The sequence below is a fragment of the Kitasatospora sp. NPDC059462 genome, from assembly GCF_042749955.1.
Lineage (GTDB): Bacteria > Actinomycetota > Actinomycetes > Streptomycetales > Streptomycetaceae > Kitasatospora.
The window spans coordinates 21,395-34,974 of sequence record NZ_JBHYUU010000003.1; the positions used below are offsets into that span (position 1 = coordinate 21,395).

15 protein-coding genes are annotated in these 13,580 nt (G+C 74.1%); 10 read left to right on the plus strand and 5 right to left on the minus strand.

Annotated features, from left to right (window positions below; all coding sequences use genetic code 11):
* Window positions 1-113: 113 nt before the first annotated feature.
* Complete coding sequence (locus tag ACFXAM_RS01390; protein ID WP_380286911.1) at window positions 114-563, minus strand: VOC family protein; 450 nt, start codon at window positions 561-563, stop codon at window positions 114-116.
* A gap of 119 nt (window positions 564-682) precedes the next feature.
* Here ACFXAM_RS01390 and ACFXAM_RS01395 point away from each other — a divergent pair, with 119 nt between their 5' ends.
* On the plus strand, window positions 683-1,606 hold the full coding sequence (locus tag ACFXAM_RS01395; protein WP_380286912.1) for a DUF4231 domain-containing protein: 924 nt from the start codon (window positions 683-685) through the stop codon (window positions 1,604-1,606).
* A gap of 34 nt (window positions 1,607-1,640) precedes the next feature.
* On the opposite strand, the gene ACFXAM_RS01400 is transcribed toward ACFXAM_RS01395, so the two are convergent.
* Together ACFXAM_RS01400 and ACFXAM_RS01405 are read right to left on the minus strand one after the other, a co-directional pair.
* Entirely contained in the window at window positions 1,641-2,423 is a 783-nt protein-coding gene (locus ACFXAM_RS01400) for an MHYT domain-containing protein (protein ID WP_380286913.1), read from the minus strand.
* A gap of 280 nt (window positions 2,424-2,703) precedes the next feature.
* Window positions 2,704-3,129 carry a VOC family protein gene (locus tag ACFXAM_RS01405; protein WP_380286914.1) on the minus strand — a complete coding sequence of 142 codons (426 nt, stop codon included), beginning with the start codon at window positions 3,127-3,129 and terminating at the stop codon, window positions 2,704-2,706.
* 281 nt (window positions 3,130-3,410) lie between these two features.
* On the opposite strand from ACFXAM_RS01405, the gene ACFXAM_RS01410 reads away from it, so the two are divergent.
* The 7 genes from ACFXAM_RS01410 to ACFXAM_RS01440 all read left to right on the plus strand — a co-directional run bounded on the left by ACFXAM_RS01410 (window position 3,411) and on the right by ACFXAM_RS01440 (window position 10,569).
* Window positions 3,411-4,130 (plus strand): hypothetical protein, encoded by a 720-nt coding sequence (locus ACFXAM_RS01410; protein ID WP_380286915.1) that lies wholly within the window; start codon window positions 3,411-3,413, stop codon window positions 4,128-4,130.
* Window positions 4,127-5,128 (plus strand): nucleic acid/nucleotide deaminase domain-containing protein, encoded by a 1,002-nt coding sequence (locus tag ACFXAM_RS01415; RefSeq protein WP_380286916.1) that lies wholly within the window; start codon window positions 4,127-4,129, stop codon window positions 5,126-5,128. The genes ACFXAM_RS01410 and ACFXAM_RS01415 overlap by 4 nt, the downstream gene beginning before the upstream one ends.
* 26 nt (window positions 5,129-5,154) lie before the next feature.
* A complete protein-coding gene (locus ACFXAM_RS01420; RefSeq protein WP_380286917.1) occupies window positions 5,155-5,718 on the plus strand; it encodes an SUKH-4 family immunity protein in 564 nt (187 codons plus the stop codon).
* Window positions 5,719-5,734: 16 nt separating this feature from the next.
* On the plus strand, window positions 5,735-6,583 hold the full coding sequence (locus ACFXAM_RS01425) for a nucleic acid/nucleotide deaminase domain-containing protein (protein WP_380286918.1): 849 nt from the start codon (window positions 5,735-5,737) through the stop codon (window positions 6,581-6,583).
* Window positions 6,584-6,618: 35 nt separating this feature from the next.
* Window positions 6,619-8,457 (plus strand): hypothetical protein, encoded by a 1,839-nt coding sequence (locus ACFXAM_RS01430; protein ID WP_380286919.1) that lies wholly within the window; start codon window positions 6,619-6,621, stop codon window positions 8,455-8,457.
* Window positions 8,458-8,484: 27 nt separating this feature from the next.
* Window positions 8,485-8,919 carry a MarR family winged helix-turn-helix transcriptional regulator gene (locus ACFXAM_RS01435; protein WP_380286920.1) on the plus strand — a complete coding sequence of 145 codons (435 nt, stop codon included), beginning with the start codon at window positions 8,485-8,487 and terminating at the stop codon, window positions 8,917-8,919.
* A 360-nt stretch (window positions 8,920-9,279) separates the two neighbouring features.
* Entirely contained in the window at window positions 9,280-10,569 is a 1,290-nt protein-coding gene (locus ACFXAM_RS01440; RefSeq protein WP_380286993.1) for an MFS transporter, read from the plus strand.
* An 87-nt stretch (window positions 10,570-10,656) separates the two neighbouring features.
* On the opposite strand, the gene ACFXAM_RS01445 is transcribed toward ACFXAM_RS01440, so the two are convergent.
* Window positions 10,657-11,181 carry a GNAT family N-acetyltransferase gene (locus ACFXAM_RS01445; protein WP_380286921.1) on the minus strand — a complete coding sequence of 175 codons (525 nt, stop codon included), beginning with the start codon at window positions 11,179-11,181 and terminating at the stop codon, window positions 10,657-10,659.
* A gap of 46 nt (window positions 11,182-11,227) precedes the next feature.
* Between ACFXAM_RS01445 and thpR the strand changes: the two genes are divergently transcribed.
* Window positions 11,228-11,818, plus strand: a complete 591-nt coding sequence (gene thpR, locus ACFXAM_RS01450; protein WP_380286922.1) for an RNA 2',3'-cyclic phosphodiesterase — start codon at window positions 11,228-11,230, stop codon at window positions 11,816-11,818.
* Window positions 11,819-11,866: 48 nt separating this feature from the next.
* On the opposite strand, the gene ACFXAM_RS01455 is transcribed toward thpR, so the two are convergent.
* Entirely contained in the window at window positions 11,867-12,463 is a 597-nt protein-coding gene (locus ACFXAM_RS01455; protein WP_380286923.1) for a TetR/AcrR family transcriptional regulator, read from the minus strand.
* Window positions 12,464-12,547: 84 nt separating this feature from the next.
* Here ACFXAM_RS01455 and ACFXAM_RS01460 point away from each other — a divergent pair, with 84 nt between their 5' ends.
* Window positions 12,548-13,312, plus strand: coding sequence for an SDR family NAD(P)-dependent oxidoreductase (locus ACFXAM_RS01460; protein WP_380286924.1), 765 nt, complete (start codon window positions 12,548-12,550; stop codon window positions 13,310-13,312).
* Window positions 13,313-13,580: the final 268 nt, after the last annotated feature.

Here is a 13,580-nt window from a genome sequence, read left to right on the forward strand (position 1 = left end):
TCGTGGGCTGCTGCTGTGGTTTTACCGCGCCCGGCTCGGCCCCCCCCCGCCGCCCCACGCGGCCCCGCGCCCCCCCCGGCGCGCGGGGCCGCTGCCGTCGTGGCGCCGGGGTGTCAGTGGACGCAGAACTCGTTGCCCTCGGGGTCCTGCATCACGGTCCAGGAGCCGCCCGGTTCGGTGACCTCGCGCAGGGGGGTGGCGCCGAGGGTGGTGAGGTGGGTGACGGTGGCGGCGCGGGCGGCGGGGCCGGGGTGGAGGTCGAGGTGGAGGCGGTTCTTGCCCTGCTTCGGCTCGGGGACGCGCTGGAAGAGGATCCGCCGGCCGAGGCCGGTGCCGCTGGCGGGGTCGTGCGGGTCCTCGGGGTGGCGGACGGCGGCGAGGGTCAGCCAGGCGTGCCGGCCGTCGACCTCGGTGACCAGGTCCGGGGTGATCGCGCCGGCCGAGAGCAGGCCGGCGATCAGGGTGCTGTGGTCCTCGACGGTGTAGTCGAGGGCGGCGGCCCAGAAGGCGGCCTGGCGGTGCGGGTCTGCGGCGTCGATGACGAGCTTCCAGTGCATGGGCATGTAACCGGTTATAGGGGTTGCGATCGGGTGGTGGCAAGGCCGAATGTCAAGAAGGCACCGGTGTAGGGGAGTTGGCGGGGGGCATACTCCCGGCTGAGACGGGGGAGGGGAGCGGTTCGATGGTGAGACAGGATCCGCCGACAGGGGTCGAGGAGCAGCTGCTGCCGGACCTGTTCCGGACGGCCGATCAGGCGTCGCTGTCCGGGCAGCAGCAGACGCTGCGCTGGTACCGGGGGCTCATCTCGATGCTGGTGGTCGCGGCGGCGGTGGGTTCGCTGCCCGGGCCGGACGAGAAGGGGGCCTCGGACATCACGCCGCTGTTCTCGGTGGTGGCGCTGCTGGTGGCCGGGTACTTCTGGTCGCGGCTGCGCCGCAGCAATCCTCAGGCGCGGTGGTACGAGGCGCGGGCGGCGGCCGAGTCGGTGAAGACGCTGGCCTGGAAGTACTCGGTGCGGGCCCGGCCGTTCGAGGGTGACGCCGCGTCGGATGACGTCGACCGCGGCTACGAGCTCCAGGTGGCGGACGTGCTGCGGGCGTTCGAGGACCCGGCGATCGTGCCGCCGGGGTCGACCGTCGAGATCACCCCGGAGATGCGCCGGGTGCGGGCGGAGTCGCTGACCGCCCGGCGGACGCTCTACCTGCGCACCCGGGTGGAGGGGCAGCGGACGTGGTACCGCTCGCGCGCCGAGTCCTGCGAGTCGCAGGCGGTCACCTGGGGGCTGGGGGTGGCGGTCCTGATCATCATCGGTGCGGCGGCGGCGATCGCGCAGGCGACCGGGGCGCTGCAGGTGCACGTCTTCGGGGCCACCTCGGCGGCGGCCGCGGCGGTGATCGCCTGGACGCAGCTGAAGCAGCTCCGCCCGCTGGCGGCCGCGTACCAGCTGGCGGCGCGGGAGCTGGAGAACGTCGGCAACCAGCTGTCCGACCTCGACGTGCGGGCGCCGGACGCCGAGCAGCGCTGGGCCCGGCTGGCCGCCGAGGCGGAGGACGCGGTGTCGCGCGAGCACACCACCTGGCGGGCGCGGCGGGCCTTCCCGCGCTGAGGCGCGGAGGGGAGGCGGCCGCGCCCGTGCGGTGTCACCGCTCGCGCGGGGCGAGCGGTGCCGCGCGGCCGACCAGGACCGGCTGGGCGCCGGTGGCGGAGCGGCTCGGCGACACCGCGAAGGCCAGCGAACCGACGAAGATGAAGCAGCCCAGCCCGACCACCAGCGGGAAGATGAACTGCAGCGCCATCAGCCCGTCGTCGACCGTGCGCGTGCTGTGCAGCCGGACGGAGACGGCGGCCATCCCGGTGTAGTGCATCGCGCAGACCGCGACACCCATGACCGGCGCGGCCGCCAGCACGGCGAGGGTGCCCCGGATGTTCAGCGCGGCCCACAGCGCGGCCGTCGCCGCGAACACCGCGATGGCGACGGAGAGGGCGACGGTGCGACCGTCGTAGCCGACGAAGCCGGGCAGGACCATCGCGGCCATGCCGAGGTAGTGCATCGCCGCGACCCCGAGGCCGGTGGTCAGCCCGCCCGCCAGCAGCGCCGTCCGGCGGTGCCGGCCGTAGCCCACGGAGAACACGCCGATGCCGACGACCGCGATCGCCACGAGCAGGCTGAGCAGGGTGAGGTCGGGCCGGTAGCTGATCTCCGCGCCGCTGACGGAGAAGCCGAGCATCGCGATGAAGTGCATCGACCAGATGCCCGCGCCGAGCGAGGCGGACGCGAAGAGCAGCCAGTGGACCCGGGTGCGGCCGGTGGAGACCAGGGCCCAGCGGGTTCCGCGCAGGGCGACGAAGGCGCCGAGGCAGGCGACCAGGTACGAGGCCGCCGGTGTCACCCAGCCGTGCGCGGCATGGTGGATCTCACCCACGAGGGACTCCTGTCGGGGTTGGGGGAGGAGGGGGGAGCACCGACACCGGGGCAGGGCGGACCGGCCGGCCGGGACCGGGTCCGCGAGGGGGGATGCCGGGGGGTGGGGGGTGCCCTGACACCGCCGGAGAGTAGCTGCTCCCGATGAGTCCCACAATGTGCGTTTTTCTTGTGAAATCGCAGGTCAGGGATGCCCTTCACGCCATCGGCATGATCTTGGCACCAAGCCCTGACGCACTCTTCCCAAAAGAGCCGGATCCATCCGAAAACGGGCGCAACGGTCAGGCGTCCAGGGGGGCCAGGCCGAACGGGTGGCCGGCCGGGTCGATCAGCACCTTCAGGGTGCGCCCGTGCTGGTAGGTGGGCTTGGTGGCGCCGAGGGCCAGGGCGCGCGCGGTGGCCGCCTCCAGGTCGTCCACGTAGAAGTCCAGGTGGAAGTGCTTGCCGCCGTCCGGCTCGGTCCACGGCTCGGGCCGGTACCCGCTGACCCGGCCGAAGCCGATCGGGCTGCCGCCCTCGGGGTTGTCCAGGATGGCGAACTGCTCGTCCGCGTGCCGGGTCTCCCAGCCCAGCAGCTCGCCGTAGAAGGCGGCCAGCGCGACCGGGTCGGCGCAGTCGATGGTGACCATGGCGAGGCGGGCGAAGCCGGAGTCGTCCTGCCCGGCCGGGTCGGCCTTGGTGGCTTGCTCGGCGGCGACGTCGGTCATGGCTGCTCGACCCTTCTGCTGAGCGGTGGTGCGGCTCCGGGGCCCGCGTGGACCGGGCCTCAGGACCAGCATCGCACCGGGAGTCACGGAGGGCACGGCAGGCCGGAGCGGGGTGGGGGAAAGGGGGCCGGGTGGTGATCTTCGAATTTGTGATCAGCGAAATGGATTGGAGGCATTCCGGATCGCTACACAATCGGCACGATTTGAGGGTCGGCGGGCAAAGATTGGTTGGATAAACTTTTGATCCAATCGGGGGATTGTTATTCACGGGGGGTTTTTCGATGGCGATCGAGCTTCCGAGTGAAGTGGCGACGCTCCTTGACTTCATCGGCATCCGCTGGCCCGCGGTCAACGAGGACAGGGTCCGTGAGTTCGGCGAGCAGGTGAAGGAGTTCGCGAAGGGCCTCGAAGCGGTGCACGCGGACTCGTCGGCGACGATCCATCAGCTGGGCGGGGCGTACGAGGGCGCGTCGTACCAGGCGTTGGCCGCCAAGTGGGCGTTGATGTCCGACAAGCACTTCGACCAGGTGGTCCAGGCCTCGCACGCGGTGGCGCAGGCGATGGACGTCGCGGCGGACGCGATCGTCGCGATGAAGCTGGAGGCGCTGGGCGAACTCATCGGCCTGGCCGCGACGTTCGTCGCCGCCCAGGCCGCCGCGGTGGCGACCCTCGGGCTGGCGGAGGCGGGCGCCGTCGCGGCCCAGCAGGCCGCGCGCAAGCTGATGGCCTACCTGGCGCGCCAGTTGGAGGACTACGTCGTCGGGCAGGTGGTCGAGGCGGCCATCAACCCGCTGGTGGAGGTCGTCGCGGAGGCGGTGGCCGGGCTGGTCTTCGAGGCGGCCGAGGCGGCGGTGAACGGCGGCGGCGCGGCCGGCAGCGGATTCAAGATCGACCCGGCGGCCGTGGAGGCGCACGCCCGCGCCCTGCACGAGCAGGCCGAGAAGGTCGCCCAGCACGCCCAGGTCTTCGGCGGCCGGGTGGCGGCGGTGAAATTCGAGTGAGCGACGCGGTCGTCAAGGCGCTCCAGAACGGTGCCAAGAAGCTCGGCAAGACCTTGGCCGACGACATGGGCAAGGCCGCCACCAAGATGTACAAGCAGGCGGGCGACAACCTCACCAAGACCGCCAAGCACCACAAGGACAACGACACCCACAACGCCGACGACTTCACCAAGAAGGGGGCGGAGAAGGCCGCCCCGCCGCCGAAGACGGGCCAGGGCGGCGGGGACGGCGGGGGCGGCGGAGCCACGAAGGCGCCGCGGAAGTACTACGTCCACGACGACGGCCGCGTCCAGGAGATCAGGAACGGACAGCTGGTGGACCTGGCCGGCCCGCCGGAGGCGTCGCTCAAGACGCTGCTGGACGGGACCTCGCACCAGGTCAAGGACGCGTCTCCGGACGACCAGAAGAAGAAGTACCACGCGAAGAAGTACAAGGACACGGACAAGGACGAGAACGGCGACCCCAAGAAGGACGAGAAGGTCGGCAGCCGGAGGATCGACGGGCCGACCATGCTCTCCCGGGCGGTCGAGGAGGCCCGCCAGGCCCAGGGCGACTACAAGGGCAAGAACTACGCGGCGATCCGCTACAAGCACCCCGACGGCGAGGAGATCGTCCTCGTCGGCCGCAGCGGCGACCGCAGCCACTCCGAGCGGTCCATCGGCAAACCGCTGCTCGGCGGCCGGGAGCAGTACGTCAGCGAGCTCTACACCGAACGTGCCCCCTGTCAGGCCAACGAGAACTGCGAGCGCTGGCTGGGGCGGCACTTCGCGTCCAGGAATCCCGGTCTCGACGTGAACCACGGCGTCGAATACGACGCCAAGGTCCCGAAGGCGGACCGCGACTGGGGCCACCGGGCCTATGTGGAGCAGCTCAAGCAGGACCACGGCGCGAACCAGCACGGTGGCACGATGGGCACGAAGGACTTCGAAGCGGAGGGGAAGAAGCTCAAGGCGGCCGAGGAGGCGGCGAAGGCCGCCAAGAAGCACAAGGGCATGTAGGGGCAGAACGACAGGATGGTTGACTGGTGCTGGTAGGAATCGACTGGCCCGTGCTCGTGGAACGAGCCGTGGCCGGCGACCTGTTGAGGTTCCGGGCCGAGGCCGCGGCGGAGCTCTGGGCGGGCGACGCCGAGGCCGTGCAGTTCGTGACCGAGGTCGGGGTGCCGTTCTCCAACGGGCTCTTCCGGATCCTGGACGAGCTGGCCGAGCGGCGGCCGGAGAACCCGGACTGGGCGTTCGCGCGGCCGCTGACCGATTCGCTGGTGGAGACGGAGCACGGCCGGCTGCGGCAGCTGGGGGAGTTGTACGGGGGGTTCGTCTTCCTCAACCTCGACGACGGCACGATCTGGGTCTGCGATCCGGACGCCGACGAGGAGTACGAGCTGATCCACCGCGACATCTCCTCGCTGGCGTACCTGGTGTACAAGATCGAGGTCGAGAAGCCGACGGACGAGGAGCATCCGACGCCCTACGACTGGTCCAACGCCGAGGAGTGCGTCCGGGAGGGGATGAACCGCTGGGACGAGGTGCCGTTCGGGGACGGCACGCGGTTCTGGGAGGCTTTCATGGACTCCTACCACATGACATGAGAGGGCCGGTTCGGACGTGAGCGCGGACAGGGACGACGAGCTGGCGGCGGCGCTGGTGGCGCACTTCGGGGGGCGCGGGTTGCGGGCGCTGCCGATCGCGCCGGCGGGGCCGTTGCGGGATCCGGGGCTGCCGGTGCAGGTGGGGCCGTACTTCCGGGCGACGGGGGAGTCGGATCCGCTGTCGGTGGGTGAGTGGGCGGCCGCGGCGGGGTGGGACGCGGGGGCCGCGGCGGCGCAGTTGCGGATCGGGACGGACGGCGGGGCCGAGCTGTACTTCGCGCCGGACCGGTCGGTGCGGGCGGTGGTGCCGGGGGCCGGGCCGCTCGACCTGCCGGTCGCTCCCGGGGTCGGGGCGTTCGCGCAGGGGCTGCTGCTGCTCGACCGGCTGCTGCCGGCGATCGCCGCGTCGGAGCGGCCGGACGTGGCGCTGGCCGCGTACCGGGAGCTGCGGCAGGGCCTGCTGGCCGTCGACCCGGCGGCGTTCGACGACCGCGAGGGCTGGTGGCCGCGGGTGCTGGACGACCTGCGGCGCCCGTTGAACATCGACTCCTCGGCGGCCTTCGAGGTGGTCGACGAGCACGGCGGGAAGCGCATCGTCACGGAGGTGGGCGGGCCCGGGCTGCTGCACCCGGAGGAGCGGCTCTGGCACCGGCTGCGGGCGGAGGGCGTGGAGGCCGGGCAGGTGGTCCGGGTGTACTGCGAGCTGGAGCCGTGCATGATGCCGGGGCACTACTGTGCGCGCTGGATGGCGCGGGAGTTCCCGCAGGCGGAGTTCACCCACGGCTTCGACTACGGGGCGACGGCCGAGTCCAGGGAGAACGGGATCAAGGCCCTGATGCTCAGCGTGGCCGAGCGGCGCGGCTGAGGACGGGGCCGAACGGGGAGGGGGAAGAGCGGGCGATGGTGCGCGACGGGCGGCGGATGCCGCCGCTGGGGGCGGGGCGCAGGCCGGCCGGACTGGCGCTGCTGGGGTGGCTGGACGACCCGAGGGCGCCGAGGCTGTGCCGGGTGGCGGGGCCGCCGGGGTCCGGGAAGTCGCATCTGCTGGCGTGGCTGGTGCGGGGCACCGTCGCGGGGGAGCTGCTCGGCGGGCGGCGGATCCACGCCGTGCTGCCCGCGGCCGGGGCCACCGTGCGGACCGCCGTCTGGTCGCTGGGGCGCCAGCTGGACCTGGTCGCGCACGCCCCGGGCCCGCTGGTCGAGGCGGTCGCGGCGGACGGCCGGCCGGCCGTGGTCTGCGTCCCCGGGCTGGACCTGGCCGAGGACCCGGCCGCGCTGGTGACCGGGCTGCTCGACCCGCTGCTGCGGTTGCCCGGGGTGCGGCTGGTGGTCGAGGCGGCGACCGGCGGTGCGGCGGCCGGGGCGTTCACCGCCGTACCGGCGCCCGCCGTGCTGGACCTCGGCGATCCGCAGTGGACGGACCCGGCGCGGTTCGCCGCCTGGGCGGCGGAACGGGGCGGCGACGCGACGGCGTACCCGCTGCCCGGCCGGGTGCCCGGGACGTCCGCGGCCCCGGTCGCGCCGGTCCCGCCGCCGCCCGGGGCCGATCTGCGCTCGCTGGGTGAGGAGGCGCTGTCCGCGCTCTGGACGGCCGCCGCCGCCGACCCCGGCCCGCTGGCCGCCGACCCGCTGCTCTACGCGCTGGCCGGGCCCGTTCCGGTGACGGCGGCCGTCGAGCGGCGGGACGACGCGCTCGCCCGGGCCTGGCGGGCCGCCGGTCCGGCGGTGGTCGACGAGCCCGACCCGGCGGTCCGGGCCGCCGTGCTGCGGACCCGGCTGCTCGGCGCGGACACCGTGTCGGCGGCCGCTGCGGCCGTCCTGACGCAGCTGCCCGCGCCCTGGAGCGGACGCTGGGCGCGTTGGGAGGGCGCCGACCGGGACTGGCCGGGCCCGGCCGTCGCGCTCACCGCCGGGGCGGGGCCGTACCTGTCGCAGGTGCTGGTGGCCGACCCGACCGGTTCGGTGCGGACCTTCGACGCCGCCACCGGGCGCCGTCTGGGCGCCGTGGTGGTGCCCGACCCGCGTCCGCTGCGGGGGCTGGCGGTGACGGCCGGCGGCACGGTGGTGCTGCTGGACGCCTGGGGCCGCCCGGAGCCGGTGGCCCCGGACGGGCCGCGGCCGGGCCCGGACGCGTCCGGGCCGGCGGCGGCGCTGGACGCGGTGCGGGCGGTGGCGGGGGACCTCAGTGCGGTGGCGGCGATCGGCGCCATGGCCGGATCGGCGCCCGCCTTCGGCGACGCGGACGGCGCCGTGCACTGGGCCGAGGACGGCAAGGTGGTGAGCGAGCGGCTGCACCACGGCCCGGTCACCGCGCTGGCCGGGACCGCGCTGGGCAGCGGGCCGCTGTCCGACCCGGAGATCCCGCTGCTGGTGAGCGGCGGCTTCGACGGTGCCGTCCGGCTCTGGGGTCCGCACTCGGCGCCGATGCCCGAGCCCTCGGACCGGCGGGGCTGCCCGGTGACGGCGGTGGCGGCGGGGGCGACGGCGGCCGGACCGGTGGTGGCGGCGGCCTGGTCGGACGGGCTGGTCCGGGTGCGGGACCTGGCCACGGGCGGGGTGCTGGACGTGCGGACCGGCTCGGAGGTGTGGTCGCTGGCGCTGGCCGGCACGCTGCTGGTGCTGGGCATGCCGGACGGACTGGCGGCGGTGGACACCAGGCGCCGAACACCCGCGGCTGAACGGGCGCCGAGCCCCTGCCGGGAGCCGGGACGCGGAGCGCCGGAATCCAATTTTCTTTAGCCAGAGTAATGACGTAGGCTAAAGAACATGCCCGAGATGTCCGAGCAGGACCTCGCAGCCATCAGTCAGCTGCGGTCGTCCGCCATGCGCCTCTCCCGTCGACTGCGCCACCAGCGGGTCGAGGAGTCGCTCAGTCCCACCGAGATCGGGGTGCTGGGCACCCTCGCCCGGTGCGGGAAGGCCACGCCGGGTGAGCTCGCCCGGAAGGAGCACGTACAGCCGCCCTCGATGACCAGGATCGTCGCGATGCTGGAGGAGAAGGGCCTGGTGCGGCGCGAGCCGCACCCGGAGGACCGCCGGCAGGTGGTCGTCAGCAGTACCGAGGAGGCCGAGGCGATCCTGGCGGAGTCCCGCCGGCGCCGCAACGCCTGGCTCGCCGAGCTCGCCGAGGGGCTCGACGAGGAGGAGTGGGCGAAGCTCCGCGAGGCGGCGCCCGTGCTCTACAAGCTCGCACACCTCTAGGCACAGCGATCCGGTAGCCGCCGGAGGACGAAGGAGAACCGCATCACCGCAGGACAGCTGACCGACACCAGGAGCGCGACGGCCTCGCCACGGGCCGCCGCGCCGCGAGGGGAGACCACCGTGACACCGCCGGCCGCAGCCAGCGCCGCCGCCACCCGTACCCGGACCGACGAGCAGACCACCGACCCCGCCGCGGCGAGCGCCGCGGCCGCCGACACCCAGGCACCGGCCCCGACGGGGCTGCCGGGCAACGGCGACGACGACCCCGACGAACGCGCCGCGGCGGACGACCCCGCCGCTCCCGGCCGGACCCGCCCGGCCCCGTCCCCCACCGGCGCCCGCTTCACCCGGCCCGGGGGGATGTTCTCCTCACTGCGCGTTCGCAACTACCGCTACTACTTCGCCGGCCAGGTGGTGTCCAACACCGGTACCTGGATGCAGCGCATCGCCCAGGACTGGCTGGTCCTGAGCCTCACCGGCAGCCCGCTCGCGGTCGGCATCACCACCGCCATGCAGTTCCTGCCGATGCTGCTGTTCGGCCTGTTCGGCGGGGTGCTCGCGGACCGGATGCCCAAGCGCCGGCTGCTGATCTTCACCCAGGGCGCGATGGGCCTGCTCGCCGCCGGTCTCGCCGTGCTGACCGTCGGCGGCGTGGTGACCCCGTACTACGTGTACGCGTTCGCGCTGCTGCTCGGCCTGGTCACGGTGGTCGACAACCCGACCCGGCAGGCGTTCGTCTCCGAGATGGTCGGTCCGAAGGACCTCGCCAACGCGGTCAGCCTGAACGCCGCCAACTTCCAGACCGCCCGGCTGGTCGGCCCCGCCGTCGCGGGCCTGCTGATCGCCGCGGTCGGCAGCGGCTGGGCGTTCGCGCTGAACGCGCTGTCGTTCGCCGCCGTGATCGGCGGGCTGCTCGCCATGCGGACGGCCGAACTGCGCCCGACCGCGCCGATCGCCCGCGAGAAGGGGCAGCTGCGGGAAGGGCTGCGGTACGTCAAGGAGCGGCCCGAGCTGCTCTGGCCGATGGTGCTGGCCGGGTTCATCGGCACCTTCGGGTTCAACTTCCCGACGCTGCTGGCGGGTTTCGCCTCCGACACCTTCCACGTCGGCGCCGGGCAGTACGGCCTGCTGAACACCGCGATGGCCGTCGGCTCGCTGACCGGCGCGCTGATCGCGGCCCGCCGGGGCGTGCCACGGCTGCGCAGACTCGTCGGGGCCGCCCTCGCGTTCGGGGCGCTGGAGGTGGTGGCGGCGTTCGCGCCCGGCTACTGGACCTTCGCGCTGCTGCTCACCCTGGTCGGGGTGTTCGGGCTGAGCTTCAACACCTCGGTCAACGCCTCGCTCCAGCTGGCCACCGAGCCCGCGATGCGCGGGCGGGTGATGGGCCTGCTGATGCTGGTCTTCACCGGCGGGACGCCGATCGGCGCGCCCGTCGTGGGCTGGGTCACCGCCTCGTACGGGCCCCGGATCGGGCTGCTGGCCTGTGGGCTGGTCTCGGCGGCGGCGGCCGGGGTGGTCGGCCTGGTGCTGGCCCGCAGCGCCGAGCTGCGGCTGCGGCTGGACCTGCACCCGGGCCGCGGCGGCCGGGTGGTGGCGCTGGTGCCGCGTCCGGCGGCGAGCGCCAAGCCGGAGCTGGCCACGGCCTGCTGACCCCGGCCCCGCCCCGGCGCGCCGTCGCGGCGCACCGGGGCGGGCCTTCAGCCGGTCGGTCGGCCAGCCGGTCAGTCGGTCAGCCGGTCAGTCGGTCAGCCGGATCGCCAGGATCTGCCCCGGCCAGGGGCCGGCCGGCTGCTCGACCTCGAAGGACTCCGTCTCGGTGAAGCCGAGCGCCCGGTACTGGCCGACCAGCTTGCGGTCGTCACCGCCGAAGCAGTCCACCCGCAGCAGGCCGATGCCGCGCCGGCGGGCCTCGTCGAGGGCGTCGGCGATCAGGGCGGCGCCGATCCCGGACCCCTTGCGGGACCGGTCCGTCACCAGGTTGCGGATGTACAGCTCGGGCTCGTCCACCGGTGTGGCGTACTCCGGGCGCTGCTCGGACAGGACGCAGGAGCCGACCGTCCGCCCGTCGTCGTCGACCGCGAGCCGGATCAGGAACGGCTCGTGGGCGTACCGGCCGATGTGCTCGACGCGGGCGGGGATGCCGCTGAACGACCGGTCGCCCCACTGCCGGGTGCGGCCCCGGGCGGCCAGCCAGGCCACCGCGCCGTCGAGCAGGGACAGGATGTCGGGGATGTCCTCGGGGCTCCCGTTGCGGATCTTCATGGCAATCCGTTCTAGTCCAAACCGTCTCGCGGGGGAAGATGGCCCCATGAGGCTCTTCGTGGCGGTACTGCCTCCGGTGGAGGCCCTGCAGGGCCTGGCCGACGCGGTGGCCCCGGTGCGCGGTCTGCCGGGGGCGGACCGGCTGCGCTGGACCCCGGCCGACGCCTGGCACCTGACCCTGGCCTTCCTCGGCGAGGTGCCCGCCGAACGGGTGCCCGAGCTGGAGGTCGCACTGGCGGAGGTCGCCGAGGGGCACCCGGTGCACACACTGCGGCTGGCCGGTGGCGGGCGGTTCGGCGACCGGGTGCTCTGGGCCGGGGTGGAGGGGCAGGACTGGGCGCTGCGCCGGCTCGCCGAGGCGGTGTACGAGGCGACCGCGGAGGTGGCGGGGGAGAGCGACGCGTTCCGCTTCCACCCGCACCTCACGCTGGCCCGGGCCGGCTCCGCGCGCGGCCGTCGGCGGGCCGAGCAGCGGACGGCGGCCGTCGAGCTGGACGCCCTGGCGCGGGCGCTGGAGGGCTACCGGGGGCCGGAGTGGGAGGCCGCCGAGCTGCACCTGATGCTCAGCGCGCACGAGGGCGGCAGGGTCCGCCACACCGCGCTGTGCTCCTGTCCGCTGGCCCGCTGGGAGGCCTGACCGGGGCCGGGACCGGGGCCGGGGCCGGGATCGGCCCCCGCCGCCGGCTCAGGGCCAGACCCGCATCGCGTCCGCCGCGACCCGCTCCAGCTCCGCGCGGCCGGCCCCGTCGCGGGCCCGCTGCGACATGCCCTGGACCACGGTGGCGGTGAACTGCGCCAGGGCCGCCGGGTCGGTGCCGGCGGGCTCGTGGCCGGCCGCGACGTCGGCGCGGATCCGCGACTCCAGCGCGCGGACGTTGGCGTTGCGCAGCTCCCGGACGGCCTCGACCACCTCGGGCGAGGTGCAGTTGACCGTCGAGCTGATCAGCAGGCAGCCCCACGGGTGGTCCGGATCGGTGGCCTCGGCGGCGGCCTCGCGCAGCATCCGGGCCACACCGGCCCGGGCGGTGGGCTCCTCGGTGAGCGCGCGGTTCGCGTAGGCGCCGTGGCCCTCCCGGTAGCGGGCGACCACCTCGTCGAAGAGGGCGCGCTTGTCGCCGAAGGCCGCGTAGAGGCTCGGCGGGCGGATGCCCATCGCGGTGGTGAGGTCGGCGACCGAGGTCGCCTCGTAGCCGCGCTCCCAGAACAGCCGCAGGGCCTGCTCCAGGGCGGCCTCGCGGTCGAAGGAGCGCGGGCGGCCGCGCTTCGCGGCGGGAGTGGTCATGCGCCGATTCTATATCGCCCGCTACAGAAAGCGTGCTACGGTTCCTTTCATTAGCGACCGCTACACAAATGGGAGGGTGCGGTCATGTCGAAGCTGACCGGGAAGACGGCGCTGGTGACGGGCGGCAGCCGGGGCATCGGGCGGGGGATCGCCGAGCGGCTGGCGCGCGAGGGCGCGCTGGTGGCGGTGCACGGGCGGGACACGGCGGCGGCCGAGCAGGTGGTGAAGACGATCGAGCAGGCCGGCGGCCGGGCCTTCACGGTCACGGCCGAGCTCGGCGTCCCCGGGGACGCCGAGGCGCTCTGGGCGGCCTTCGATGCCGGGCTGGCCGGGTACGACGGGGGGAGCGGGCTGGACATCCTGGTCAACAACGCCGGGATCGGGCAGTACGGCCGGATCCACGAGGTGCCGGAGGACGGCTTCGACCGGGTCTTCGCGGTCAACGCCAAGGCGCCGTTCTTCGTCGTCCAGCACGGCCTGGGCCGGCTGCGCGACGGCGGGCGGATCGTCAACGTCTCCTCGGGCGTCACCCGGGTGGCCTTCCCGGTCGCCGTCGCCTACGCCATGACCAAGGGCGCGCTCAACACCCTGACGCTCACCCTCGCGCAGGAGCTGGGGCCGCGCGGGATCACCGTCAACGCCGTCCTGCCGGGCATCGTCGACACCGACATCAACCCCTGGCTGGCCGATCCGCAGGAGCGGGCCAGGGCCGCCGGGTACTCGGTCTTCGACCGGGTCGCCGAGGCCGGCGACATCGCGGACGTCGTGGCCTTCCTGGCCTCGGACGACGCCCGCTGGATCACCGGCCAGAACCTGGACGCCACCGGCGGGTCCAACCTCGGCGTCTGAGCGCGGACCGGCCGGGGGTACGCTCGTTGACCGTGGATCCCAAGACTCGCATGCGAATCGTGACCGGCGCCCTGGTACTGCTGCTGGTCGTCGTGCTGATCAGCTCGCTGGTCGGCCAGTAGCGGCCCCAGTGGCGGCCGAAGACACGGGAAGGGGCCCCCCCCCGCGGGGGGGGGCCCTACCCAAGTGTGGGCGCGGGGGGGGGCGAGCCGCACGGCCACCAATTCGACGCAGGCGGGGGGGGGGGGGACGTCGGCCGGGGGGATCG